Source organism: Anaerostipes sp. 494a (assembly GCF_001940315.1).
Classification (GTDB): Bacteria; Bacillota; Clostridia; order Lachnospirales; family Lachnospiraceae; genus Anaerostipes; species Anaerostipes faecalis.
The window spans coordinates 1,581,353-1,605,000 of record NZ_MJIF01000001.1 but is presented as its reverse complement, the minus strand read 5'-3'; the positions used below and the strand labels follow the sequence as shown (position 1 = coordinate 1,605,000).

The following is a 23,648-nucleotide window of genomic DNA, read 5'->3' as shown; positions in this document are numbered from 1 at the left end:
ATTATTCAATTTCGAATAATTAAGTATTTCCTCAAAAGGATTATTTTGAATCATATATGCTACTTTTTCGTCACTAGACATAATCTGATTATATGTATCTGTCATTCCTACCAAAGGCATCATAGAAACAAAAAATAAAAGAAAAGCAATAACCAATACTCCTTTTGTAAAACCTAAAAGACCTCCTGCTGCCTTATTCACAAATCCAATTCCCGGAAGATCATTTACCTTGTTCAGAAAATGTAAAATCACAGAAAATATAAGTCTTACTATAATAGTTGTAATAATAAATGCAATAACATAAGTTATGTGATCTGATAATATGTTCCCTTGAATCTGCGGAAAATATTTAATCACAAACGGCTTCACCTCATCAGCCCCGTAAAAAGCTATAGCAAAAGTTAAAATCCATGCAACCAGCATTAACAATGATTTTAAAAAGCCTCTTCGGTAACCAACAACAATCTGAAATAATAAATACACCCCAAAAATAATTAAAATAATTTCTCCCATAGTACTTCACTCCTTATCGTAAGCAAATTAACTCCGTCTTATTTTCATAAGCCACTAAATACTTACGTGTTTTTCCAGTTGGTGATATATCCAAAATTCTTTTTTTAAAATCCTTATCAAACATCTCATGTCCGGCAAAATTAAAAATGGAACAATGATAATTTCCTGTTACCATTAATTCTTTTTTTCCAAGCACTACTTTATTATATTCTGATGAAAAGCCTTTGGACATAATCTCTCTTCCCGATTTATTATATATTTTAGCCTCAAACTTTTCTTCATCATTCTTTTTCTGATTTTCAATAATCATCGCAATATATTTATCATTGACAGAAACACTCTTCACGGATTTTTCTATTTTAACTTCCTTCTGTTTTGATGGTGATTTGCCAGCCTTAAAAATGATAAGTTTCCCATCACCTACTGCACACAGCCTTGAATCTCCCATAAAATTAATTTTAGGTATAATTGTATCAGATTCATCAAATCCAGCAATCAGCTGATCTTCTTTTTCCTGACCATCTTCTCCAAAATTATAAAAAGCAATCCTGCTTTTTGTTTTGATTCCATCTACTACCAGATAACTTACTGCAAGATTCTCTCCATCACTAGATAAATCTATATCCATCGGATATCCATTCTGATCTCCGGTTGTTTTTATCCTTACTAATTTTTTCTGTGCTGATTCATATAGCTCAATATAATTTGCATTTTCTCCTTGAAGAATCAATGCAATAACTCCCTGGCTTGCCACTTCAACATCTATGATTGGATATGATACACTGAATTGTTTTATATGTCCATCTGCATCCAGTAAAACAACCTCATTTCCATTTTTTGAAGCAATAACAATATATTCTTTACAATACGAAGCAATAGGATTTTTCAAAGAAAAAGTCTGATTCCACTTGGTCTGCCCATTTCCATCTAAAAATGATACACCATCTTCACTATAACTAATGGTTCCACTCTTATACGCAAAAGATTTCACTGACTCAGATAAATCTTTTGTTATAGACTTTACAACCTTCATACTGTGATAAGTCCGATATCGATAAGCAAAAAAACTCAGTACGCAAACAACCGCCAATGTTATAAGAAGCACCTTTCGATATTTTTTCTTCTTATCCTGAATAATAGCTGCCTTTTGAAAATTTTCATTACTATTAATATAAAGAGAAAAACCTGCTTTCGTCTTTTGTTCCATAGAACCCCTTCCAATCTACATTAACTTAGCATCTGAATATGGGTATTATACAACATTTCCAAAGGTGGTGACAATCCCTCTTCTAGTTTATGCTTTTAGGAACAAGCAATTTCTGTCCTGGATAAATCTGATTTTCATTACTCAATCCATTGGCTTCCTTTATTTTTTTAACCATTGTCTGCGTTCCATATATTCTTTTACTAATAGAAACCAGAGTATCTCCTTTTCGAACAATGTATCTTTGATATGCACCGGCAGACTGGGTAACCGTATTCTCAGTGCTGTTTTTCGGACTTTCCGTTGTGGTCGTTTCAGAATTATATTCCGTTGTGGTCGTTGCCCTCTGTATGGTAGAAGAATCTGATGTTTCTTTTTCTTCTGACTCAGTATCCAGTGTAGATGGCATTTCTTTATCTGTTGAATCTACCTGTTCTTTAACTCCCTTTCCCATTGTATTAACTGCCCCACGGACAATATCTTTAAAATTTACTGTCGTATCATTTTGTACATAATAATACATGGTTCCACCCATAAATATAATAAGTGCCATAGCTGCTGCAGATGACATTTTTCGAATCAGACCTTTGCGCTGACTTGATTTGGTCTTTTGAGAAATCTTCTCTCGAAACTGACGGATTACCTTTTCATCTCTTTTTGCTTCAAGCATATTTTCATAAGATTGAGCTTCTTTAATTCTTTGATTTCGCTCTATCAGATATTCCTGCATCATAGGATTCTTTTCATAATATATATAGTATCCATTCTGACGTACCAGGTCTTGTCCTCGAAAAACATAAAATGCATCTTCCTGTTCCAGATAATCCATCATATAAAGGATTTTTCCTTCCCCTGGGAAATTTTCAAAATGAGTTTTTTTGATTTTATCATTTAATCGTACCGAAAATCCCATTCTGGATAAAACCCACCCCATTACTTCCAGCTCAGGGAAGAATCTGTCCTTTTGCTGATAAATTTCTCTCCAGACATTATCATCAAACACAGTTTCATCCAAATCCAGTTCCAGATTCTGTCCTTCAATGGCCCCGCGAACAAAAATCACCGTGTCACTTCCTATAGACTTTTTTTCTCCAAACAAAATTGCTCCACGCACAAATGTATTTTTGTCAATTGCAATACTATTCAAAAAAGTAATGACGTAATCTTCAATGTAAACTTTTGTATGTCCCACCGGACTGCCGATCTGCCGGATATTTTTTGGTAACTGCTGCTCTGTCTTCACAAAAAAGCCTCCCTTTCTTCTATTGATAAAGAGACTTTATCATATTGTTTTTACTTTTTTTATCAAACCTCGTCGAAAGAAACTCTCTTTTTTTCTACATACTTTTTATTCTTTTGTATAAACTAGGAAGGCAAAGCAGACCAGAGCAGGAGGAAATTATTTTGTTTACCAGTAAAGTTTCATATTATTATCCAAGCGATCATAAAGCCTTCAAAAATTTTCAGAAAGATTTAAAACGAAAAATCCTCACCCAGCGAAAAAAAAATCAGCCGCTGGTTATCGTCTGTATTGGTACAGATCGTGCAACCGGCGACTGCCTTGGTCCTCTTGTAGGACAATATCTTCAACATAACACTTCCTATTTTTCTGTTTATGGCTGTCTATCACATCCTGTCCATGCCCAAAATCTCACAGAAACTATCCGGCATATTTATCAGCTGCATACCGATCCGTTCATTATCGCCATAGATGCCTGCCTTGGGTGTACTGAACATATTGGTTATATCACACTTTCCAACATGCCTCTTCTTCCTGGTCAGGGAGTGTCAAAAAAGCTTCCTCCTATTGGAAACATCTCTATTACAGGAATTGTAAATACTTTTTCTGATTTCAATGAAGAAAAAATACAAAATACCAGACTTCACACAGTGGTCAAACTGGCTTCTTTTATTTCTTCTGCGATAGAAACGTCTTTTCCTCTTATATATCCAACTTCATATCGCCGGATTTTATGATTCCTGCACGACGCATTGCTTCCGAAATAAAATAAGTAAGAAACGCCGGAGCAATGATATGCATAATCAGAATCATAGCTGCAGCCGCTCCTGCAGATGTCCCTTCCGCAAGCATAGTCTTATATGCCATAATAGGACCAACCAGTCCTGCAGTTCCCATTCCAGAACCAATAGCATTATTTGTCATTTTTAAGATTACTGTTGAAACAGGTCCAAGAATTGCACTTGTTAAAATAGGAGGTATCCATATCCAAGGCTTTCTTATAATATTTGGCATTTGAAGCATTGATGTTCCAATTCCCTGCGCCAGAAGCCCTCCTACTTTATTTTCACGAAAACTTGCCACTGCAAATCCTATCATTTGGGAACAACAGCCCACTGTAGCCGCTCCCGCTGCAATTCCTGATAGATTAAGGATAACTCCCAGAGCTGCTGAACTGATTGGAAGTGTCAGACAAACTCCCATTAAAACAGAAACGATAATTCCCATAAGAAATGGCTGTTGCTGTGTTCCCCACTGAATCATCTCTCCAATCTGTTTCATAAAATCTGATATGTATGGACCAATCATAAGTCCTGCAAACCCACCAGCCAAAATTGTTATCATAGGTGTCAAAATAATATCCAGCTTTGTCCTTCCAACCAGAAGCCGGCCCAATTCAATTCCCATATAAGCTGCCACAAATGCACCTAATGGTTCTCCCGGTCCTGAAAGCAAAACACCACTTTTGATCACCACAGACCCACTCATTAATTTTGATGCAAATGCGCCAATCATACCTGCAGTTGCAGCCGAAGCACATACTAATGGAGTTTCTTTAAATCTGCTTGCAACTCCTACTCCAATTCCTGCACCTGTCAGTGCCTTTGCAACTGCTGCAATAGCGACAACGGTATTCCCTATATCTCCACCAACAAAACTTCCTATCTGCTCTAAAATGGTTCCTATGATCAATGTAGAGAAAAGACCAAGTGCCATACCTGATAAACCATCTATAAAGATTCTTCTCAAAAGCTTCATGTATTTTTCTCCTTTATTTTCTTTTTTTAAGTATATCACACCGATTATTCTTTACAAGAAACAAAAATAAATCTATACTAAAATCTCAGAAGTAAGTGTTTGTAATAATATAAGATAAAAATTAAAGAAAGCAGGAAATGTCATGTTTCGAATGTGGGGAAAATTATTCAGCAATCACCATATGCTGATGGATACTGTTATATGTATTGATAATGATTTAAATCGTACCAGAAAGGTATATCAGGCTCTAGAGGAAATCTGTTACCAGTTTGACCTGCAAAAACCTTTATGGCTTGAAACAAACAAGCAGGATTTTATTCGTCACAGCAAAACCCGTTTTACACAAGACAGTTTTATGGAATCTATTGATTTTGATTATCTGGAAATTCAGGTTATAGAAGAATAATATTGGATTTACAAAACATTTTTTGTGAAATTATTTACAGTTTTCTTCTATTTAAGTATACTAAAATCATAATTTCAGCTTTTCCAAACCCGGTAATTATACTATAATTATTATATATGTTTTGGAGATATCTTAATATGGAATTACTGAACCTACATCCTGACGGAAGATATTATTCGCAAATCATTGCTGAATACTATTGTCAGTATTCTAATAAATTATATAATGCTGCTTTCAAATACACTTCTCAGAAAAATAATGCTGAAGATGCAGTTCAGATTGTTTTTGAAAAAGTAATGAAATATCCGGCAGCCATATCAAAAGTTCCAGAGGAACAGATACTTTATTTTCTTCTGGCTATACTTCGTAATGTAATGATAACAATCGAAAAAGAAGAACAGAAACACTATCATCTTTCTCTTGATTATGAAGACGGCAATGAATCTTACTATCTGGAAGACCCTGAGGATGCATACATACATTTTATCAGTCTGGAATCTATTAAAGAGAAGCTGTCTGCACTGAAGCCTCCTTTACGGGATGCAATACTTCTCCATTACGTTTATGGATTTAAATATAAAGAAATTGCAGCTGCATTTGATGTTTCTGAACGCACAATAAAGAAAAGAATTGCTCTCGCTAAAAAGGAGCTGCGAACAATGTTTCGAAAAGAGGATTTCTATGAGTAAAAATATTAACAAAAAAATTGAAGATCAGGATAAACTTCTCGATCATATTATCGAATACGGCGGAAAACAGTACATAGATGATGAAATTGAAGAATTCGATCAAATTCCTGAACTGGAACTATCTGATGAATTCAACCAGCGCATGGATAAAATGTTCAAAAAAGCCTATAAAAAGGAAGTACATAAAGAACACATGCAATTTGCAAAAAAAGTTGCAGCTATTGCAATTATTGTTTTAGGCATTACATCTATAACAGCTATGAATGTAAAAGCTTTTCGAGAGCCTGTGCTGAATTTTATATTTAAGAAAAATAATGAAAACAACAAAACAACTGTTCATATTTCAAATTCCAAAAAAAATCCTTATAAATTTGAATATATTCCTACAGATTATAGGTGTTCTAAAATACACTTTTCTAATGGAAATGAACAAATCATTTATACATTTGTATCAAAAGAAAAAAAATATTTGATCATAAAAATACAAATTAATACAATTTATGATAATTATATTAAGCAAACTTCTTCTGATTATGAGAAAATATATCATAACAAAAAAGAATTCTTCTTTCTAGATGGATCTCAAAATTCTTTAATTTTTTATAAAAATAAAACCATCTTTTCCATTATTTCAGAAGAATCACAATCAGAAATGATTAAAATCGCAGAAGGTATTAAACTAAATAATTAAATGGCAAAAAATCAAAAAAACTTTTACAAAGAAAGATCTTCTTTTTTAAAGAAGATCTTTCTTTTTTATTTAAAAACTATTTTCATCTCATTTTATCATCTAAAAATCAGATTTGATATTTGAAAAATCTATTTTTCCAAGTATCTTTATTAATCAAATAAAAGGACATCTTTTTAACTAAAAAATTTTATATTTTTTTCATTCTTTCTATCAAAAAAATATTGAAATATTAGTAAGGATAGAAAGGTGTATATATGAAAAAAATTCGTAAAATATTAGTTTTATGCTCTGTCTGCACACTACTCTTTTTATCTAGTATTACTCCTGTTTCTGCTGCTGATAGCTGGGCAGGCTTCCAAGATGTAACTATTGGTTTATCCTTTGGTACACTTGGCAAAGCTAATTTTTATACCACGGTTATTCCAAGCAAAGGAACTTATTACTCTACCATTAACATGAAATTACAACGTTATTCCGGAGGATCATGGCACACTTTAACCAGTGGCACTTATGGTGATACCGGTGTAAATTTGTACAGTCGTGACTACTACGTTACCAAAGGCTACACCTATCGTGTTTACAGTAAAGCAACCATTTATAAATCCAAAGGCGGTGCTAAGATTAACAGTGATACCTTTATTTTTAAACGTAGCTATAAATAATTATTAAAAATTAACTAAAAAACATTGTTTTAAAAATCCTTACTCGTCAAAATCTAATCCTTCGGGTGGCAGACAAATGTCTGCCTTTTTGGCGTGATAAAAATATTTTAAATTTTTTTGAATTTTAGTTCCCCTTTTGTCACAAAAATTAGTTTATAAAGTGAGAGGGATTTGACAATATATATTAGTAACAAATAATCAAGCAAAAATGTAAAGCAAAGTTTCTCACCTAACCACTCAAATTTACAGGCAGGGAGGCGATGCATTATTACTTATTTTTATATCTCTTTGAAGAGTCACATCCCTCTCTCAAAAAAAGCCGGAGTCCTCGCACGACTCCGGCCTATTTTCTATTAATTTACTTTTTAACAGTTGTACTGCCAAATCCACCGTTGCGTATTTCTGTCACTTCATCATCTAAAGTGATTCCATACTGCATAAAGATTCCCTGCACCATTCCTGTTCCTTTTTCCACAGATACGGTCTTCCCTTCATTGGTATCATTTGTCAGCTTCACAAAAATATGACCCTCATTATCAGAATAGAAATAATCACTATCAATAATTCCAACAGTATTATTCATCTGAAGACGGAATTTAAATCCTAAGCCACTTCTTGGAAAAATATTCAATACCCAGTCTTCCTCAATAAAAACCCGGATTCCTGTAGGAATTTTTATGGTTTCTCCTGGTTCGAGGGTAAAATCTACCGGACTGAAGAAATCATATCCTGCTGATCCCCTGGTTGCTCTCTTTGGCAATTGGATATCATCATAAATCTTTCTGATATCCTCTAATGAAGTTTCTGGAAAACTATCCTTCCAGCTTTCTTCAAACTGTGCATAACTTACTTTGTGAAATTGTGCAATTTTCTTCATGGTGTCTCCTATAATCTCTTTATAAATCTTTTCCTTCTAAACTCTAAAATGTTACATATATTTTATCAAACAACAAATTCCCTTTCAATAGTCCGGCAATTTTTTCAAAGAAAGAAATTGATATCCTTTTTTTCTAAGAGTACAAATCACTCTGCTTAAAGCATTTGCATTGGATTTAGAAACATTATGGATCAGCGGAATAGCACCATTATGATAATTTTGTTTAAAATGATTAATCACATATTCTTCTCCCGGCTGATTATTTACATCATAATCCAAATAAGCTATACTCCAGAAAATGGTTTTATATCCCATCTCCTTAACTACTTTCAATGTGCGTTCACTATATTCTCCCATTGGCGGTCGAAAAAATCTATCCATTTCATATCCAGTAGCCTCTTTACAAAATTCTGAACAATCATTAATCTCCTGCTTTATATCCCTGTCGCTTAAAGAAGGCATACTCTTGTGGTGAACTGTGTGATTTCCCACCACATGTCCTTCCTTTTTCATTCGTTTCACCAAATCCGGATTTTCACGAATAAATGCCTTCGTTACAAAAAAACCAGCTGGTACTTTTTCCTTTTTTAAAACATCAAGAATTTTCGGTGTAAATCCATTTTCATATCCACAATCAAAGGTTAAATACATACATTTTTTCTTCCCCGCCTTTGGATCTACATAGTAGGCATCATATCTTGATAAATCAACTTTATCTGATGCCTGAGGAATTGCATGATCCTGGTTTCTTTTTATCCACCAGCTCTCTTTCTCATCTTGTCCCTGCGCCAAAGTCTCCTGACTCTTTCGGATTTCGCTGTTTTTTTGTCGGCTACAGCCACTGATTGAAAGTATTATCATGACAATCAATACTAAAATTTCATGTTTCATAACACATAAATCCTTTTTTACTATTGTATGAAACATTCCGGGGTTTATAAGTCATTTATAAAATCTTTTAATGTCTGCAAATCTTCCTGTGTCAGATGAAATTCCTTTGCACTGGCAATCTGCTCCCAATGATCAACTATTTGCTCCGTCTTTTCTTTTTCCTCTTGGATTACAGCCTTCTGCCTTAGCTGCTCTTTTTTATTTTTCTGGTTTTTTGCTATTGTTTTATCAACCCGATTAGGCATAACATTTTCCAGAAAATGTATCAGATTTGCACGAATCAACTGTTTTGTATGATCAAGACGAAACAGGTAATCTAACATGAAAATGCCTATACCCGCCGAAATACTTATCATCAGACTTTGTATCCACAAAAAAGGATCTGCTCCAGCAACAATTCCCCTTACAGATCCTATACATCCCAGCAGAACACATAAAATACTGCAGAAACCAGGAATCTGCTCCCAGAAGGATGCATTTATCCCCAGTATCTTATGATTTTCAAAATACTTATCCACAATACATGCAATATTATGTACATTTGCATCCAGCTGATAATAATTTTCAAACTTTTTCTTTAGTACACCAATCCAGTTTCTTGAAGGTTGTTCCATATGGTCAGAAGCCAAAAGAAGTTTCCGGTAACTTTTCCATACCAGCAGTTTTGTCAAAAGACCAACTGCTGCCAACACACATAATCCCTGTACAAAATATGTTTCCCTTAAAATTCCCATACGCCTGTCTCCTTTTATTTCTTTGATTATTATTATAAAAGCATGCTTATAGAAAATTAAGAAAAATCATCCTGCAAAGTTAGACTACTCTTTGTCCAAAATACCAAGAACCAGACGAACAATATGTTTAATTGCTGCTTTTTCAAATTCTTCGTAGCTTCCTGTTGCTTCCTGATCGGCCTTATCGGAGATAGCACGTAAAATAATAAACGGAATTTTATTTAAATAAGCGGCCTGAGCCATAGCTGCGCCTTCCATTTCAGCACAATATCCATCAAAACATTCAATCAACTGATGTTTCTTTTCATTATCAGAAATAAACTGGTCTCCACTTACAACTCTTCCAACAAAACACTGAATTTCCGGATTTACCTCCCTGCATGTTTCCTGTGCAAGCTCAACCAGCTGCTGATCTGCTTCAAATATAGAAACTTCCATCCTTGGAATCATTCCCAATTCATATCCAAAAGCTGTAGCATCCATATCATGCTGAATAGCATCACTGGAAATCACAATATCTCCTACTTCAATATCTTTGAACAAACCTCCTGCTACACCCGTATTAATCAAATGAGTCACCTGAAATTTATCAATTAAAATCTGTGTACAAATTGCCATATTAACTTTTCCAATACCACTTTGTACAACAACCACTTCTTTTTTCTTTAAAATACCTTTATAAAAAGTCATTCCTGCCTGAAATGAAGATTCCTTGTCTTCCATTTCATCAATCAGTAAACTGACCTCTTCTTCCATTGCACCAATGATTCCAATAATCATTTATATTTCCTCCTAAACTATTCATTTTCTATGTTTATATTGCCTATTTTCTTTTCACATGTCAATATATGTAACAACAAAAAAATGCTCTGTATATATTTATACAGAACATTTCAATTTTAAAATAAAATGTTTTTAAATTCCTTATACATCTACATCTGATAAAATATCAAGTACCTTTTTCTTAGAATCTGCTGTGCGAAGCTGTTCAACTTTATCCAGATCAGAACATGTAATCGCCAATTTTGCAAGGATATCCAAATGTTCATCATTGACACCCGCAATTCCAATTACAATATAGGCTTTCTTTCCTTCTCCAAAATCAACACCTTCTGGAACCTGAATAAAAGATACACCTGATGCTTTAATAAATTTTTCTGAACCTGCAACACCATGAGGAATTGCCACTCCATTTCCAATATAAACAGAGACTTTTTCATCTCTCTCAATCATTGCATCAATATACTCCGGATCTACACATCCACGATCTAATAACATCTGTCCTGCTTTTTTAATAGCTGTAATCTTATTATCAAAAGATTCATTTAATAAAATGCTATTCTCATCAAATACGTTACCCATATACCTATACCTCACACTTCTTTGTAATACCAGTTTTCTATTTATATAATAATGGTAGCATACAAAAAATTAACAGGCTAGTAAAAGAATTTATAGATTTGTCAATTTTCATCGTGACAAATTTTTCTTTTTTCATGGACTATGATATAATATCCAGAAAGACTAAAATTATTATATTCTTATTATTAACATATTATATAAAAACAGGAGGTATACATCATGATATATAAAACAAAAGGAACCTGTTCCAGTGCCATTGAATTTGAAATAGCAGAAGGTATTATTACTGATCTTAAATTTCATGGCGGATGTCAGGGAAATACCACCGGCGTGGCAGCTTTAGCCAAAGGACGGCCAGTAGATGAAGTCATTGACAAATTATCCGGTATCCAATGTGGTTTCCGTGGTACATCCTGCCCTGACCAGTTATCACTGGCATTAAAGGCATATAAACAAAATCAGTAAATCAGGAGGCGTTATGAAACGTATTGTATTAACAGGTGGAGGTACTGCCGGCCATGTTACCCCAAATATGGCTCTTGTCCCAAAATTAATTGATGAAGGGTATGAAATTTCCTATATTGGTTCTTACAATGGTATGGAAAAAAAATTGATAGAAGATATTGGAATCCCTTATTATGGAATTTCCTCAGGAAAACTCCGCAGATATTTTGATTTAAAAAACTTTACCGATCCATTTCGTGTTATTAAAGGATATTTTGAAGCAGGAAAACTCTTATCCAGATTAAAACCAGATGTAATCTTTTCAAAAGGCGGCTTTGTAACTGTTCCTGTTGTAATGGCAGCCAAAAAAAGAAAAATACCGGTTATCATTCATGAATCTGATATGACTCCTGGTCTTGCCAATAAGCTTAGTATTCCAAGTGCCAGCAAAATCTGCTGTAATTTTCCTGAAACTGTAGAACATCTTCCGGAAGGCAAAGCTGTACTTACCGGATCTCCAATTCGCGAGGAATTATTCCAGGGAAAAAAGGAAGAAGGTTTAAAACTCTGTAACTTTTCACAAAATAAACCAGTTCTTCTTGTTATTGGTGGAAGCCTTGGCTCTGTGGCAATAAATCGTGCCATCCGTGATAATCTGGATCAGCTCCTGGAAAAATACCAGATTATCCACCTATGTGGTCGTGGTAATCTGGATCAGACATTAGCTGACACACAAGGCTATAAACAATTTGAATATGTCAAGAAGGAATTAAAACATTATTTTGCCTGCGCAGATATTGTTGTATCCCGGGCTGGAGCTAATGCTATTTGTGAACTTCTTTCTTTAAGAAAACCAAATATTCTGATTCCACTTGGACTGGAAGCCAGCCGTGGTGATCAGATTCTCAATGCTGAATCTTTCGAAAAACAAGGATACAGCTATGTACTTCAGGAAAAAGATGTGACCAGCGAAACATTGCTAAATGCTGTTAACACAGTATATGCCAACCGCCAGAGTTACATTGATGCTATGAACCAGAGTGAACTGGCTAATCCAATTGAGACCATTGTAAATCTTGCAAATAAACTGGCTTCAAAAAGGTAATATCTGTACAAAGAAAGGACGTGAGAGATGCTGATTAAATATCAGCTTCTGCAACACGCCCTTTTTTATGTTGTATCATTCTTATATTCTATTTAAACTTCACATAGTAATATCCATTGGTTCTTTTCCCAACTTTTGAGACTTTGACATAATATGTTGCCTTTGTTTTTGGCAGCTTATATGAATATGTACTGTCGCCTGTCAGTGTTTTGGTTTTTACCGGTTTTTTTCTTCCATAACGGTAAATAGTAAATTTAAACTTTCCATTATCTGCATCACCATTTAATACAATAGCTCTTCTCTTTTTAGCAGATGTTACTTTTATTTTATACCATCGGGATGCTTTTTCTCCGGTTGTATAAACATTCTCTTTGGTCTCCCTTGATCTGATATTAACTGCTTTTGATTTACTATAGGTTACACTTTTTTTGTGAGGTTCATTGATATATTCAACTGTACACGCCTGATTGGTTCCTGCCTTTAATATCAGTCGGTAAGTGCCTGCTTTCAATCCATATGTGCAGATTGTAATGTCCTCAGCCGTTGTATAATAAGTCTTTCCAATTGGCACCCATTTTCCTTTTATTCTTCTTTGAATATAAGATACTACAGTCCCTCCATTCTCTGTAACAGGTGACAGTTTCATATATGCAACAGAACGTTTCTTTAATGTAAATGTATGATAAGTCGGTGTTCCTTTTCCCTTTTGCAGATGAATACTATCATCTGTTAATGTATAAAAATCATTTTTCAAAGTATATGTCATTACAAAGGCTTCTTTAGTATGAGAAGGCATCTCTACATAGAAAACATCTCCGGCTTTTGCATCAACTTCTATATATGTTCCCGTATCTTCAGGGATATTCCCCATGAACTTCATATCCTTATTATACAAAGCTGTTCTGCCCTGATTTTCATAAGAAACTGATAAAAATAAAGTACCACTTTCCACAACAGTTACTTTTATTTTATTATTTTCTTTAAAAAAATTCTCATTATAATATTTCATTCCTCCAGTTAACATATATTTTAACGCATCAATAGCAGAATCAAAACGATATGATTTGATTTCTGGTCTGTTCCATTCTTCAGGTTCAGTTTTTTTGCCTTTCTTTTCAATCTTTTTCTGTGCAATCTTAAAAACATCCTGTGGAGCAATAAAATCTTCTGCAGCACTTACATACGTAACAGGAAATAACAATATAACGCAACATATAATAGCCAGACATACTTTCAATATTTTTTTCATTATTCTACCTCCTCAAAAAATAACAATGACCATAATAAACAGCATAGACACCATCGGATGTTTTTCCATCCTCAGAAACCTTAATATAAAATGTTCCTTTCTTCTTTTTATATTAATACAAATCTCAGCTTCAAAATATTTCATCTGCTTCAAAAATAATCCGATCCATCTTTATATCATGTTCATCCGTTGGAATTTGAGAAATCATTAGCTTTTTCCAGCATAGAAGGACTTTGGGAAAAACTGTATTCTGAAGATAACGGTCATAGAACCCTGCTCCATGCCCAAGTCTTCTTTTCTCCATATCTGCTGAGACACAAGGAATAATACCAAGTTCTATATCAGAAGCATCTATTAAAGGACATGTTTTTTTTGGTTCCATGATTCCATAAGCCCCTTTTTCCAAATCATCAAATGAATTTATCTGTCTTATCTCCATAACTCCTTTACTGATGCATAAAGGTACGCCAACCCGTTTTCCCTGTTCCAGGGCAAATCCCAGAATTGGCCATGTATTAACTTCATCTTCCATACTCACATAGCAAAAAAGCGTCTCTGCATTCTTATATTCAGTCAATTGCAAAACCTGTCTTAAAATTGACTGATTTGCCTTTTCTTTATACTCCATAGACAATTCTTTTTTTCTCTGACTAACTAATTTTCTTGCCTGATTTTTTGTCATAATCTTCTCCTAAAACAAAATGAGCCTGGTTGTTCACTCAAGCTCATTCTATCATATTTATATTACATTTCTATTACTCTTGGATAAATATTACAATTGTTTATATAATTCCATAATTTTTTCACCAGTAGCAAGATCTTCTGAAAATGCACTTGCACTTCCTGCAGCAGTTCCCATCTTTAATGCTTCATTATAATCTCCATTACTTCTTAAATATCCTGTTATAAATCCTGCAACCATGGAATCTCCTGCTCCTACAGAATTCTTAACTTCACCTTTTGGACAAGGGGAAATATGTACTTCTCCCGCTTCTGTAATTAGGATTGCTCCATCTCCTGCCATGGATACCAGTACATTTCTTGCTCCTTTTTCCTGAAGTTTTTTCGCATACTCAATAATTTCATCATTATTTTTTAATACTACCCCAAACATCTCACCCAGTTCGTGATTATTTGGTTTAATTAAAAACGGATGGTATTTTAATACATTTAATAACAAATCTTTTGTTGCATCTACAACGATTTGAATATCTTTTTCCTGAAGACGTTTCATAATTCTTTCATAAATATCTTCTGGAAGACTTGCCGGAATACTTCCTGCAAGAACAAGCATATCACCGTCCTTAAGCTGATCCAGTTTATCAAACATCTTTTCCAGCTCATCATCATGAATTACAGGTCCCAATCCGTTGATTTCACTTTCTTCATTGGATTTAATCTTAACATTAATTCTTGTCATACCTTCACGGAGACGGATAAAATCAGGAGTAAATCCTAATTCTTTTGCTCCGGCTTCAATAGCATCTCCTGTGAATCCTGCAATAAATCCAAGTCCTACACTATCAATTCCAAGATTAGATAAAACATTGGACACGTTAATTCCTTTTCCTCCACAATACATATCCTCTCTTGTTGTACGATTTACCATACCAAGTGTTAGATCATCAACTTTAATTACGTAGTCAATAGCCGGGTTAAATGTTACTGTGTAAATCATTTAAAATACCTCCTTAATAGTTGTCAGGTGATAAAAATCTTTATTCTTTAACTGATCTGTAATAATAATTGTATCTTCAATATTTCCAAACTTTACAGATGATATCTGATGAAATTTGGAGTGATCTGCCAAAATGTAAACTTCTCTGCAATGACTCAAAGCTTTTCTCTTTACCGATGCTTCTTTCAAATCAGGGGTTGTTAAACCACGATCTCCATCTATTCCATTGGTTCCAAAAAATCCTTTGGTAAAATTATATTTTTCCAGATTTTCCAAAGCATCATCTCCTACGACAGCCTCTGTCACAGCTTTGATCTCTCCTCCAATCAGAATCACATGAAATCCCGCATTCATCAGTTTCCTTGCATGTCCGATTCCATTGGTTACATAAGTTACATCCTGTTCTTTCAGATAGTCAATCATAAATTCTGTCGTTGTTCCGGCGTCAATATAAACAAAATCGTTGGAACTTACCAGATCGGCTGCATATTGAGCAATCTTCCTTTTTTCATCCAGATTCTTTTTGGATTTTAAAGTTACAGCTTCTTCCAGTGCAAATACGCTTTTAACAGCCGTTGCTCCTCCATGAACCTTGATCAGCAATCCCTGCTTATCCAATGCTGTTAAATCTCTACGAATGGTAGATTCTGAAGTATTCAATTGTCTCGTCAAATCTGACACAGACACTGACTGTTCTTTTCTCAGCAGTTCCAATATTTTCTCAAATCTTTCCTGAGCCAGCATACGATCACCTCTGATTTTTTATCTGTTATTCTTTCATTATACCACCAATTCAATCAAAGTCAATCATTTTCAGTCACAAATAACCATTAGAATTTATTATTCCTTCATCATACTTTTACTTCCTGAAAGCTAATCCAATCCACAGCTCTTGTCATTTAAGACTACCATTGTTTTTTCTTTTCAAAGCATTTATACTAGACTTATCTAAATAAACCGGTATGGAGGTAGTGTTATGTATTTAAAAAGTGAAGATGTAGTAATGGAAGCTGTAGAAAACGCCCGCGGCGGAAAAGGTACTATTTACAAAACTTGTTTTCTAACAAAAGAAGAGATGAAAGACAGTAGCCGCCTTTTTGGAAAGGTTGTAATTCCTCCAGGATGTTCCTTTGGATATCATGAACATCACGGAGAAGGCGAAGCTTATCATTTTCTCCAGGGTAAAGGCCTCTACAATGATAACGGCAATGAATACGAAGTAAAAGCCGGTGATACAACTTATACACCAGATGGATGCGGACATGGTGTTGAGAATATCGGTGACGAAGATTTAATTTTAATCGCTTTAATCTTATTGGATAAATAAAATAAAAATCAGCCATACTTTAATAAAGGAGGCTGATTTTTTTATGGATAAAAAAATTAAAAATCAAAAAGAACTAACTAACGAACAGATTGACGAGAATATTTTTGACATGTGCAGTGTCTGCTCTGCAACAGAATGTACCGGACTAATTCGCGTTGAACCGGCAAATGACTATGAAGATGAAGCTTATGAAGATATTATGCCGTATAAACCGCCAATTCTTCCAAATGCAGATGATAAACCGGGAGGGAGTGATTAACTCCCATCCTCTATTCTTTCATTTTCTATTATCCTATATAATCAAAATAATTCTTTCTGAATATTGTTTACCATCACTTTAGATGTTATCAACATTCTTACATTAATTTTTATGGATTTTCCACAATTTCTTTTAAATCAGATTCTTTTACCAATAATCGGAATATCTGATCGTTTTCAAATTTTTCTGCATATATAGTAACCATCATAAACAGGCAGATTGATATCTAATAGTATCAAATCTGCCTGTTCCTTAACACAATCTTCAATTATTGTTTCATACCTTGTAAGCTCTATTGTACGATAACCGTACTTACCAAGAGACTTACATATTTCAGCACGGATAGGTTCATGATCTTCTATTATTAGAATCTTTCCCTTTTCCATATGCTTTCCTCTTTTATTTTATAACTTCCATTCCACCCATATATGGTCTTAGTACTTCTGGAATACGAACTGTTCCATCAGCCTGAAGATTATTTTCCAGGAATGCAATTAACATTCTAGGTGGTGCCACTACTGTATTATTTAATGTATGAGCAAAGTAATTACCATCTTCACCTTTTATGCGAATACGTAATCTTCTTGCCTGTGCGTCACCTAAATTAGAACAGCTTCCAACTTCAAAATATTTTTTCTGTCTTGGAGACCATGCTTCTACATCTACTGATTTAACTTTTAAATCTGCTAAATCTCCTGAACAGCATTCCAATGTACGAACAGGAATATCCAGAGAACGGAATAAATCAACTGTATTTTTCCACAGTTTTTCATACCACTCCTTACTTTCCTCAGGTTTACATACCACGATCATTTCCTGTTTTTCAAACTGATGGATTCTGTATACTCCTCTTTCTTCAATTCCATGAGCACCTTTTTCTTTACGGAAACATGGAGAATAACTTGTTAAGGTTCTTGGCAGTGTTTCTTCCTCTAATGTTGTATCAATAAATTTACCAATCATTGAATGTTCACTTGTACCAATCAAGTATAAGTCTTCACCTTCAATTTTGTACATCATTGCATCCATTTCATCAAAGCTCATAACTCCTGTAACAACATTGCTTCGAATCATGAATGGAGGTACACAATAAGTAAATCCTCTGTTAATCATAAAATCTCTTGCATAGGAAATAACTGCAGAATGTAATCTTGCAATATCACCCATAAGATAGTAGAAACCATTTCCTGCAACTTTTCTTGCACTGTCTAAATCAATTCCGTTAAATTTTTCCATGATCTCTGTATGATAAGGAATTTCGAAATCAGGTACTACAGGTTCACCGAATTTCTCTACTTCTACATTTTCACTATCATCTTTTCCAATTGGTACAGATGGATCGATAATATTTGGAATTGTCATCATAATCTTTTTGATTTTTTCTTCTACATCTTTTTCTTTTGCAGATAATTCCTCAATACGACCAGCCTGTGAAGTAACCTGTTTTTTCACTTCTTCTGCTTCTTCTTTTTTTCCTTGTCCCATCAATGCACCAATCTGTTTAGACAACTTATTACGGTTTGCACGTAATTCCTGTACTTCCTGTTTTATTTCTCTATTTTCTTTATCCAGTTCTATTACTTCATCTACCAGTGGTAACTTATGATCCTGAAATTTATTTTTAATATTCTGCTTTACCACATCCGGATTTTCTCTTAAAAATTTAATATCTAACATTTTTTCCTCCAATTATTGATTCATACAATTTTTTAATGTTTCTGATTCTTCTTTTGATAATGCTACTTTAGACTCACCATTCACTACTTCCTTCGCATAAACATAGGTGGCTTTTTGACTATTCATTCCATTTATTAAAGTACCATTATTATTTTTATCTAACAACGCGATAACAAAACTTGTATCTCCTCCCATTTCCCTAAATGCATTGTACTTATATACTTCCATTTTAGAAAATGATTTTGCATATTCTTCATCAACTTTTCTTATTTCTCTCCTAATTTCTTCTTGTTCGTTTTTCATAAGTTCCAGCTGATCAAATTTTTCAAATATGCTTTTTTCCAATGATTTGCCATCATTTCCCGATAAAAATGTTTTATAATTCTTTTTCAGTTTTCCCACTTTAGCTAAAAGTATAATAATGAGAATAAATTCAAGAACTACAAAACCGCCTAATCCCATGATGATATACAACATGTCTACACCTTGTAAAAAGTCCATCATTCCTCTTATGTTCCTCCTAAATTGATTTTATCATATCCACAATTCGCTCAAGCTCATCGCGGGAATAGTATTCTATTTCTATTTTTCCCTTATTATCCTTTTTATTTTTTATACTTACTTTACTTCCCAAAACCTGTTTCATTGCCTCTTCCAGATTTGTATATAAAAAACTATGTTCATTTTCTTTATTATTTTCTTTTTTCTTTTTCTCTGGCTTATTTAATTCTTTTACCAGCTTTTCAATATCTCTTACACTGAGTTTTTCATCAAAGACTTTCATTGCAATTTCATATTGCTGATTTACATCGTGAATAGCAAGTAATGCTCTTGCATGTCCTGTACTTATCATTTCATCTTCTAACATATTCTGTACTCTTTTATCAAGTTTTAAAAGCCTTAATGAATTAGTTATGGCTGCTCTGCTTTTACTTACTTTGGTTGCAACTTCGTCCTGTTTCAAATCAAACTCTTCCATTAGTTTTTTATATGCCAAAGCCTCCTCAATAGGACTCAAATCTTCTCTTTGAATGTTTTCTATTAATGCGATTTCTACAATCTCATTATCTGTAAAGTCTCTAATAATTACCGGAACTTCTTTTAATCCCGCCATTTTTGCAGCTCTCCAACGACGTTCTCCTGCAATTATTTCATAGAAATCATCTCTCTTTTTAACAAGTAATGGCTGCAGTACACCATATTGTTTAATTGAATCTGCTAATTCCTGCAGACTATCTTCATCAAATTGATTTCTAGGCTGATCAGGATTTGGTTCAATTTTATTAATTGATAATTGAATCTCCCCTTTTTCCGAAACAGTTTCAGATTCTTCTTTTTGTTTTACTGTTTTTTTAACATTATCATTCTCGATTGGCACACTTGGAATCAATGTATTAAGTCCTCTTCCCAGACCTTTTTTCTTTGCTGCCATTATTCTGCACCCCCGTTTTCAATTACTTCTTCTGCTAAAAATCCATAGCTTTCAGCTCCAACAGAGCGTGGATCATACAAATTAATTGGAAGTCCATGACTTGGTGCTTCTGCAAGACGCACATTTCTTGGAATGATTGTTTTATAGATTTTCTGATTCAAATAGGACTTAACATTTTCCACGACTTGCAGAGATAAATTTGTTCTGGCATCGTACATAGTAAATACTACTCCTTCAATTTTCAGTTGCGGATTCAAGCTTTTTTGAATCAGTTCAATTGTATAAATCAGCTGTGTCAAACCATCTAGAGCATAAAATTCACACTGTATAGGTACAATAACTGTATTAGCAGCTGTCATTGCATTTACTGTTAACATTCCAAGTGCCGGTGGACAATCAATGATAATAAAATCATATGAATCTTTAACATCTTTCAAATTATCTTTTAAAATATATTGCATTTTATCAACTGTCATTAACTCAATTTCTGCTCCTGCTAAATTTCTATTTGCAGGTAACAACGACAGATTTTCAAATATTTCTTCTCTAATGCATTCTTTAATAGAATATTCATCTGTTATGACTTCATATGTAGTTTTTTCCAATTCATTTTTGTCTAGTCCTAATCCACTGGTGGTATTTCCTTGTGGGTCCATATCTATAATTAGCGTTTTCTTACCTCTTTCTGCTAATGATGCCGAAAGATTCACTGCTGTTGTTGTTTTCCCAACTCCACCTTTTTGGTTAGCAATTGCAATAATTCTTCCCATGTTATTCTCCTTTTGAGATTTATTATAGCACTAATTTTTTTCCTTTTCTATATGTTTCACGTGAAACATTCCTAATTTTTTATTTTGTACAATTTACTTTTAGATAAAAAAAGAAGATAATGTTTCACGTGAAACATTATCTTCTTTAATTCTTCTTTACATTTGTTCAGGACATTGAATTCCTAATAACTCTAATCCATCTTTAATAACCTGTTTTGCAACAATTACTAATTTCACACGAGCTTTCATTAGATTTTCATCTTCTACATTACATTGATTTTCATGATAAAATCTATTAAATGCTTGAGCAACAGCCATTACATATCTGGATACTACAGATGGTTCCAAGCGTTCTGCCGCTGTCTTTACAATCTGAGGAAATCTTTCAATTTCTTTTAATAATGCAACAGAAGTCTCATCAGTAACTAAAGATGCATCAATCTCTCCAACTTCAGTAATACCTGTCTTTCGCAATACACTTGCAGCCCTTGCATAAGTATATTGTACGTATGGACATGTCTCACCATCAAAATTATGAATTTTTTCCCAGGTGAAAGTTACATCTTTAATTCTTTGATTATAAAGATCATTAAATATAATTGCACCTATACCAACTTTCTTTGCTACTTCATCTTTATTTTCTAGATCTGGATTTTTCTGTTCAATGATTTCTTTAATTTTTGAAACTGATTCTTTCAGAATATCCTCTGCATAAACTATATTTCCACTACGGGTAGAAAGTTTACCGCCTTCTAAGCTTACAAGACCATAAGGAACATGTATTAACTGATCCTTTGCCCATTCATATCCCATCAATTCAACAACTTTGAAAACCTGTGCAAAATGTAATTTTTGTTCCAAACCGGTAACATAAATACATTTATCAAAATTGTAAGTATTCTTACGATAAAAAATTGCTGCAAGATCTCTTGTTGCATAAATAGAACTACCATCCTTCTTTGTCACAAGACAAGGAGCCATATCATATTTATCAAGATCTACAATCATTGCTCCTTCACTTTCTTTCAAAAGTCCTTTTTCATCCAGTTCTTTTACAACTGCATTAGTCTTGTCTCTATAGAAACTCTCACCTGTATAATGATCAAAATCAACATTTAAAACATTATAAATTCTTTTATATTCAACTAAACTAATATCTTTGAACCATTCCCAAATAGAAAGGGCCTCCTGATCACCCTGTTCCATTTTGGCAAACCATTCTCTCGCCTGATCATTCAAAGAGTCATCCTCTTCTGCTTCTTTATGAAATTTTACATAAAGATCAAGTAATTCAGGAATTCCTTTTTCTTCGACAGCTTCTTTACTTCCCCACTTTTTATAAGCTACAATTAGTTTACCAAATTGAGTTCCCCAATCACCAAGATGATTAATTCTTTCCACATGATATCCAAGTTTATCAAAAATATGATAAAGTGAATTTCCTATAATTGTTGTTCTTAAATGTCCTACATGAAAATTCTTTGCAACATTAGGAGAAGAATAATCAATACAGATTGTTTTACCTTTTCCAATATCAGAAGCACCATAGTTCTCTCCAACTTTTCCTAAAACTTCTTTTACGTAGATTTCCTTATTAACAAAGAAATTAACATATGGTCCCATAGAAACAACCTTTGATAAATCTTTTGTAACTTCAATCTTTCCAGCGATTTCTTCAGCAATCATATTTGGAGCTTTTCTGAAAATCTTTGCCAGCTGAAAACAAGGAAAAGCAAAGTCTCCCATATCTTCTTTTGGTGGAATTTCCAAAATACCAGCAATTGTATCTTTATCCAATTCCTCAATTGCATCATCAATCAAATTAATAATCTTATTTTTCATAATCTTCCCTTTCTATGACTCCATTAGAGCCTGTATTATTATTGAATTACTCTTCCATCTGATAACAGAATATTCTTTTGAAAGCTTTTCCTCCAAAATTCTTTTACTATTCTTAAAAACAGCAATATCTTTTGGCAATTTAGGCTTTATATTAAATTTTATTAATATTTTATATTTATCTATATATTTCTCGATATTAATTACATACACACCTGTCTCAAAAATCAGATAATCGATCAGCACCTGAAATCCTTTTAAAAAAGAAAAATTCATCAAAATCTCAGATGTATTGCCTGTTAAACTATTATTTATTCTTATTTCAGGATGAATCATTTTTACATGTTTAACTAATCTGTCAAAAGCCGGAATAAACGGAACTTTTTCATCTTCATCAGCAGTATAATCTGAATCCGCAACGAAATAATTTTCCTCTAGCCCCTGTAAATATTCTGATAAGATATTTATTTTATTATTAATCTCTTGTAGATTTTTTTCTTCTAACCGTATAGAATGGTCTATTTCAGATGTATCAATGAAATTGTTCTGATTTTCGTCTTCCTGATTAAAATCAAGTGGTGAAAAAATCTTACGGATACGATAGATTTTATTTCCGTCTTTAACAACATTTAATTTTTTATTTTTATCATCTTTATAAAAATTTAGTTTTGTACTAATTTTATCTTTTTCTATTTTAAGACAATTTACCTCATTTATCAGGTAATCATAAAGCTGATTAATCAAATGATCTTTATCTATTTTCTTTTCCATTCTATCACCACCTCTTATTTATCATATACGAAAAGCAGAAGAAATCAAAGTATTATTGTATCAAAACTTT

General features: G+C 33.4%; 29 protein-coding genes (1 of these 29 cut by a window edge). 9 read left to right on the top strand and 20 right to left on the bottom strand.

All coding sequences use genetic code 11. The features are described from left to right. The 3 genes from BHF70_RS08110 to BHF70_RS08100 all read right to left on the bottom strand — a co-directional run. Nucleotides 1–513, bottom strand: partial view of a CvpA family protein gene (locus BHF70_RS08110; RefSeq protein ID WP_075759754.1) — the 5' portion only. 6 nt of this gene lie to the left of the window's left edge; 513 of the gene's 519 nt are visible here — the first part of the coding sequence; the start codon lies at nucleotides 511–513; the stop codon falls past the left edge of the window. A 13-nt stretch (nucleotides 514–526) separates the two neighbouring features. Next, on the bottom strand, nucleotides 527–1,720 hold the full coding sequence (locus BHF70_RS08105) for a DUF5711 family protein (RefSeq protein WP_075759753.1): 1,194 nt from the start codon (nucleotides 1,718–1,720) through the stop codon (nucleotides 527–529). Between the two features lie 82 nt (nucleotides 1,721–1,802). After that, nucleotides 1,803–2,960: a LysM peptidoglycan-binding domain-containing protein gene (locus BHF70_RS08100; RefSeq protein WP_075759752.1), complete on the bottom strand. Its 1,158-nt coding sequence runs from the start codon at nucleotides 2,958–2,960 to the stop codon at nucleotides 1,803–1,805. A 161-nt stretch (nucleotides 2,961–3,121) separates the two neighbouring features. Between BHF70_RS08100 and yyaC the strand changes: the two genes are divergently transcribed. Continuing rightward, the gene (gene yyaC / locus BHF70_RS08095; protein ID WP_242946351.1) at nucleotides 3,122–3,694 is read left to right on the top strand and encodes a spore protease YyaC; all 573 of its coding nucleotides are present in this window, start codon (nucleotides 3,122–3,124) and stop codon (nucleotides 3,692–3,694) included. Here yyaC and BHF70_RS08090 read toward each other — a convergent pair. Then, nucleotides 3,660–4,715: a PTS transporter subunit IIC gene (locus BHF70_RS08090; protein WP_083638375.1), complete on the bottom strand. Its 1,056-nt coding sequence runs from the start codon at nucleotides 4,713–4,715 to the stop codon at nucleotides 3,660–3,662. The genes yyaC and BHF70_RS08090 overlap by 35 nt on opposite strands. A gap of 142 nt (nucleotides 4,716–4,857) precedes the next feature. Between BHF70_RS08090 and BHF70_RS08085 the strand changes: the two genes are divergently transcribed. From BHF70_RS08085 to BHF70_RS08070, 4 genes are all read left to right on the top strand, one after another. Continuing rightward, complete coding sequence (locus BHF70_RS08085) at nucleotides 4,858–5,121, top strand: hypothetical protein (RefSeq protein WP_075759751.1); 264 nt, start codon at nucleotides 4,858–4,860, stop codon at nucleotides 5,119–5,121. Between the two features lie 137 nt (nucleotides 5,122–5,258). Further along, nucleotides 5,259–5,810 (top strand): RNA polymerase sigma factor, encoded by a 552-nt coding sequence (locus BHF70_RS08080; RefSeq protein WP_075759750.1) that lies wholly within the window; start codon nucleotides 5,259–5,261, stop codon nucleotides 5,808–5,810. Continuing rightward, complete coding sequence (locus BHF70_RS08075; protein ID WP_075759749.1) at nucleotides 5,803–6,501, top strand: DUF4367 domain-containing protein; 699 nt, start codon at nucleotides 5,803–5,805, stop codon at nucleotides 6,499–6,501. The genes BHF70_RS08080 and BHF70_RS08075 overlap by 8 nt, the downstream gene beginning before the upstream one ends. 254 nt (nucleotides 6,502–6,755) lie before the next feature. Then, the gene (locus tag BHF70_RS08070) at nucleotides 6,756–7,163 is read left to right on the top strand and encodes a hypothetical protein (protein ID WP_075759748.1); all 408 of its coding nucleotides are present in this window, start codon (nucleotides 6,756–6,758) and stop codon (nucleotides 7,161–7,163) included. Nucleotides 7,164–7,521: 358 nt separating this feature from the next. Here BHF70_RS08070 and BHF70_RS08065 read toward each other — a convergent pair whose 3' ends face one another. The 5 genes from BHF70_RS08065 to BHF70_RS08045 all read right to left on the bottom strand — a co-directional run bounded on the left by BHF70_RS08065 (nucleotide 7,522) and on the right by BHF70_RS08045 (nucleotide 11,027). After that, nucleotides 7,522–8,040 carry a dUTP diphosphatase gene (locus BHF70_RS08065; protein ID WP_075759747.1) on the bottom strand — a complete coding sequence of 173 codons (519 nt, stop codon included), beginning with the start codon at nucleotides 8,038–8,040 and terminating at the stop codon, nucleotides 7,522–7,524. Between the two features lie 84 nt (nucleotides 8,041–8,124). Beyond that, complete coding sequence (locus BHF70_RS08060; protein WP_075759746.1) at nucleotides 8,125–8,931, bottom strand: delta-lactam-biosynthetic de-N-acetylase; 807 nt, start codon at nucleotides 8,929–8,931, stop codon at nucleotides 8,125–8,127. 44 nt (nucleotides 8,932–8,975) lie between these two features. Then, nucleotides 8,976–9,665 (bottom strand): hypothetical protein, encoded by a 690-nt coding sequence (locus BHF70_RS08055; protein WP_075759745.1) that lies wholly within the window; start codon nucleotides 9,663–9,665, stop codon nucleotides 8,976–8,978. 84 nt (nucleotides 9,666–9,749) lie between these two features. Next, entirely contained in the window at nucleotides 9,750–10,442 is a 693-nt protein-coding gene (locus BHF70_RS08050; protein WP_075760563.1) for a 5'-methylthioadenosine/adenosylhomocysteine nucleosidase, read from the bottom strand. 147 nt (nucleotides 10,443–10,589) lie between these two features. Next, entirely contained in the window at nucleotides 10,590–11,027 is a 438-nt protein-coding gene (locus tag BHF70_RS08045; RefSeq protein WP_075759744.1) for a PTS sugar transporter subunit IIA, read from the bottom strand. 219 nt (nucleotides 11,028–11,246) lie between these two features. On the opposite strand from BHF70_RS08045, the gene BHF70_RS08040 reads away from it, so the two are divergent. After that, nucleotides 11,247–11,492, top strand: coding sequence for a TIGR03905 family TSCPD domain-containing protein (locus tag BHF70_RS08040; RefSeq protein WP_075759743.1), 246 nt, complete (start codon nucleotides 11,247–11,249; stop codon nucleotides 11,490–11,492). A 13-nt stretch (nucleotides 11,493–11,505) separates the two neighbouring features. Next, nucleotides 11,506–12,576 (top strand): undecaprenyldiphospho-muramoylpentapeptide beta-N-acetylglucosaminyltransferase, encoded by a 1,071-nt coding sequence (locus BHF70_RS08035; protein WP_075759742.1) that lies wholly within the window; start codon nucleotides 11,506–11,508, stop codon nucleotides 12,574–12,576. 88 nt (nucleotides 12,577–12,664) lie between these two features. On the opposite strand, the gene BHF70_RS08030 is transcribed toward BHF70_RS08035, so the two are convergent. From BHF70_RS08030 to BHF70_RS08015, 4 genes are all read right to left on the bottom strand, one after another. Continuing rightward, the gene (locus BHF70_RS08030) at nucleotides 12,665–13,825 is read right to left on the bottom strand and encodes a hypothetical protein (protein WP_075759741.1); all 1,161 of its coding nucleotides are present in this window, start codon (nucleotides 13,823–13,825) and stop codon (nucleotides 12,665–12,667) included. Between the two features lie 130 nt (nucleotides 13,826–13,955). Further along, the gene (locus tag BHF70_RS08025; RefSeq protein ID WP_075759740.1) at nucleotides 13,956–14,507 is read right to left on the bottom strand and encodes a 5-formyltetrahydrofolate cyclo-ligase; all 552 of its coding nucleotides are present in this window, start codon (nucleotides 14,505–14,507) and stop codon (nucleotides 13,956–13,958) included. A gap of 90 nt (nucleotides 14,508–14,597) precedes the next feature. After that, on the bottom strand, nucleotides 14,598–15,503 hold the full coding sequence (pfkB, locus tag BHF70_RS08020) for a 1-phosphofructokinase (RefSeq protein WP_075759739.1): 906 nt from the start codon (nucleotides 15,501–15,503) through the stop codon (nucleotides 14,598–14,600). Further along, nucleotides 15,504–16,247, bottom strand: a complete 744-nt coding sequence (locus BHF70_RS08015) for a DeoR/GlpR family DNA-binding transcription regulator (protein ID WP_075759738.1) — start codon at nucleotides 16,245–16,247, stop codon at nucleotides 15,504–15,506. A 232-nt stretch (nucleotides 16,248–16,479) separates the two neighbouring features. Here BHF70_RS08015 and BHF70_RS08010 point away from each other — a divergent pair, with 232 nt between their 5' ends. Together BHF70_RS08010 and BHF70_RS08005 are read left to right on the top strand one after the other, a co-directional pair. After that, nucleotides 16,480–16,830, top strand: a complete 351-nt coding sequence (locus tag BHF70_RS08010) for a cupin domain-containing protein (RefSeq protein ID WP_075759737.1) — start codon at nucleotides 16,480–16,482, stop codon at nucleotides 16,828–16,830. Nucleotides 16,831–16,873: 43 nt separating this feature from the next. After that, nucleotides 16,874–17,089 (top strand): hypothetical protein, encoded by a 216-nt coding sequence (locus BHF70_RS08005; protein WP_075759736.1) that lies wholly within the window; start codon nucleotides 16,874–16,876, stop codon nucleotides 17,087–17,089. Between the two features lie 176 nt (nucleotides 17,090–17,265). Here the strand turns inward: BHF70_RS08005 and BHF70_RS08000 are convergent, their stop codons facing one another. The 7 genes from BHF70_RS08000 to BHF70_RS07970 all read right to left on the bottom strand — a co-directional run bounded on the left by BHF70_RS08000 (nucleotide 17,266) and on the right by BHF70_RS07970 (nucleotide 23,578). Continuing rightward, complete coding sequence (locus BHF70_RS08000) at nucleotides 17,266–17,475, bottom strand: response regulator (RefSeq protein ID WP_075759735.1); 210 nt, start codon at nucleotides 17,473–17,475, stop codon at nucleotides 17,266–17,268. Nucleotides 17,476–17,488: 13 nt separating this feature from the next. Next, nucleotides 17,489–18,766 (bottom strand): serine--tRNA ligase, encoded by a 1,278-nt coding sequence (gene serS / locus BHF70_RS07995; RefSeq protein WP_075759734.1) that lies wholly within the window; start codon nucleotides 18,764–18,766, stop codon nucleotides 17,489–17,491. Nucleotides 18,767–18,778: 12 nt separating this feature from the next. Next, nucleotides 18,779–19,270 carry a DUF4446 family protein gene (locus BHF70_RS07990; protein WP_075759733.1) on the bottom strand — a complete coding sequence of 164 codons (492 nt, stop codon included), beginning with the start codon at nucleotides 19,268–19,270 and terminating at the stop codon, nucleotides 18,779–18,781. Nucleotides 19,271–19,286: 16 nt separating this feature from the next. After that, a complete protein-coding gene (locus tag BHF70_RS07985) occupies nucleotides 19,287–20,198 on the bottom strand; it encodes a ParB/RepB/Spo0J family partition protein (protein ID WP_075759732.1) in 912 nt (303 codons plus the stop codon). Beyond that, the gene (locus tag BHF70_RS07980) at nucleotides 20,198–20,968 is read right to left on the bottom strand and encodes a ParA family protein (protein WP_075759731.1); all 771 of its coding nucleotides are present in this window, start codon (nucleotides 20,966–20,968) and stop codon (nucleotides 20,198–20,200) included. The genes BHF70_RS07985 and BHF70_RS07980 overlap by 1 nt, the downstream gene beginning before the upstream one ends. 156 nt (nucleotides 20,969–21,124) lie before the next feature. Further along, nucleotides 21,125–22,810 carry an arginine--tRNA ligase gene (gene argS, locus BHF70_RS07975; RefSeq protein WP_075759730.1) on the bottom strand — a complete coding sequence of 562 codons (1,686 nt, stop codon included), beginning with the start codon at nucleotides 22,808–22,810 and terminating at the stop codon, nucleotides 21,125–21,127. Between the two features lie 12 nt (nucleotides 22,811–22,822). Further along, nucleotides 22,823–23,578 (bottom strand): hypothetical protein, encoded by a 756-nt coding sequence (locus BHF70_RS07970; RefSeq protein ID WP_075759729.1) that lies wholly within the window; start codon nucleotides 23,576–23,578, stop codon nucleotides 22,823–22,825. Between the last annotated feature and the right edge of the window lie 70 nt (nucleotides 23,579–23,648).

Coding starts and splice junctions, on each gene's coding strand:
- BHF70_RS08105 (WP_075759753.1), bottom strand. CDS start 1,720: ATGGAACAAAAGACGAAAGCAGGTTTTTCTCTTTATATTAATAGTAAT.
- BHF70_RS08090 (WP_083638375.1), bottom strand. CDS start 4,715: ATGAAGCTTTTGAGAAGAATCTTTATAGATGGTTTATCAGGTATGGCA.
- BHF70_RS08085 (WP_075759751.1), top strand. CDS start 4,858: ATGTTTCGAATGTGGGGAAAATTATTCAGCAATCACCATATGCTGATG.
- BHF70_RS08080 (WP_075759750.1), top strand. CDS start 5,259: ATGGAATTACTGAACCTACATCCTGACGGAAGATATTATTCGCAAATC.
- BHF70_RS08075 (WP_075759749.1), top strand. CDS start 5,803: ATGAGTAAAAATATTAACAAAAAAATTGAAGATCAGGATAAACTTCTC.
- BHF70_RS08070 (WP_075759748.1), top strand. CDS start 6,756: ATGAAAAAAATTCGTAAAATATTAGTTTTATGCTCTGTCTGCACACTA.
- BHF70_RS08065 (WP_075759747.1), bottom strand. CDS start 8,040: ATGAAGAAAATTGCACAATTTCACAAAGTAAGTTATGCACAGTTTGAA.
- BHF70_RS08060 (WP_075759746.1), bottom strand. CDS start 8,931: ATGAAACATGAAATTTTAGTATTGATTGTCATGATAATACTTTCAATC.
- BHF70_RS08055 (WP_075759745.1), bottom strand. CDS start 9,665: ATGGGAATTTTAAGGGAAACATATTTTGTACAGGGATTATGTGTGTTG.
- BHF70_RS08045 (WP_075759744.1), bottom strand. CDS start 11,027: ATGGGTAACGTATTTGATGAGAATAGCATTTTATTAAATGAATCTTTT.
- BHF70_RS08040 (WP_075759743.1), top strand. CDS start 11,247: ATGATATATAAAACAAAAGGAACCTGTTCCAGTGCCATTGAATTTGAA.
- BHF70_RS08035 (WP_075759742.1), top strand. CDS start 11,506: ATGAAACGTATTGTATTAACAGGTGGAGGTACTGCCGGCCATGTTACC.
- BHF70_RS08030 (WP_075759741.1), bottom strand. CDS start 13,825: ATGAAAAAAATATTGAAAGTATGTCTGGCTATTATATGTTGCGTTATA.
- BHF70_RS08025 (WP_075759740.1), bottom strand. CDS start 14,507: ATGACAAAAAATCAGGCAAGAAAATTAGTTAGTCAGAGAAAAAAAGAA.
- pfkB (WP_075759739.1), bottom strand. CDS start 15,503: ATGATTTACACAGTAACATTTAACCCGGCTATTGACTACGTAATTAAA.
- BHF70_RS08015 (WP_075759738.1), bottom strand. CDS start 16,247: ATGCTGGCTCAGGAAAGATTTGAGAAAATATTGGAACTGCTGAGAAAA.
- BHF70_RS08010 (WP_075759737.1), top strand. CDS start 16,480: ATGTATTTAAAAAGTGAAGATGTAGTAATGGAAGCTGTAGAAAACGCC.
- BHF70_RS08005 (WP_075759736.1), top strand. CDS start 16,874: ATGGATAAAAAAATTAAAAATCAAAAAGAACTAACTAACGAACAGATT.
- BHF70_RS08000 (WP_075759735.1), bottom strand. CDS start 17,475: ATGGAAAAGGGAAAGATTCTAATAATAGAAGATCATGAACCTATCCGT.
- serS (WP_075759734.1), bottom strand. CDS start 18,766: ATGTTAGATATTAAATTTTTAAGAGAAAATCCGGATGTGGTAAAGCAG.
- BHF70_RS07990 (WP_075759733.1), bottom strand. CDS start 19,270: ATGATGGACTTTTTACAAGGTGTAGACATGTTGTATATCATCATGGGA.
- BHF70_RS07985 (WP_075759732.1), bottom strand. CDS start 20,198: ATGGCAGCAAAGAAAAAAGGTCTGGGAAGAGGACTTAATACATTGATT.
- BHF70_RS07980 (WP_075759731.1), bottom strand. CDS start 20,968: ATGGGAAGAATTATTGCAATTGCTAACCAAAAAGGTGGAGTTGGGAAA.
- argS (WP_075759730.1), bottom strand. CDS start 22,810: ATGAAAAATAAGATTATTAATTTGATTGATGATGCAATTGAGGAATTG.
- BHF70_RS07970 (WP_075759729.1), bottom strand. CDS start 23,578: ATGGAAAAGAAAATAGATAAAGATCATTTGATTAATCAGCTTTATGAT.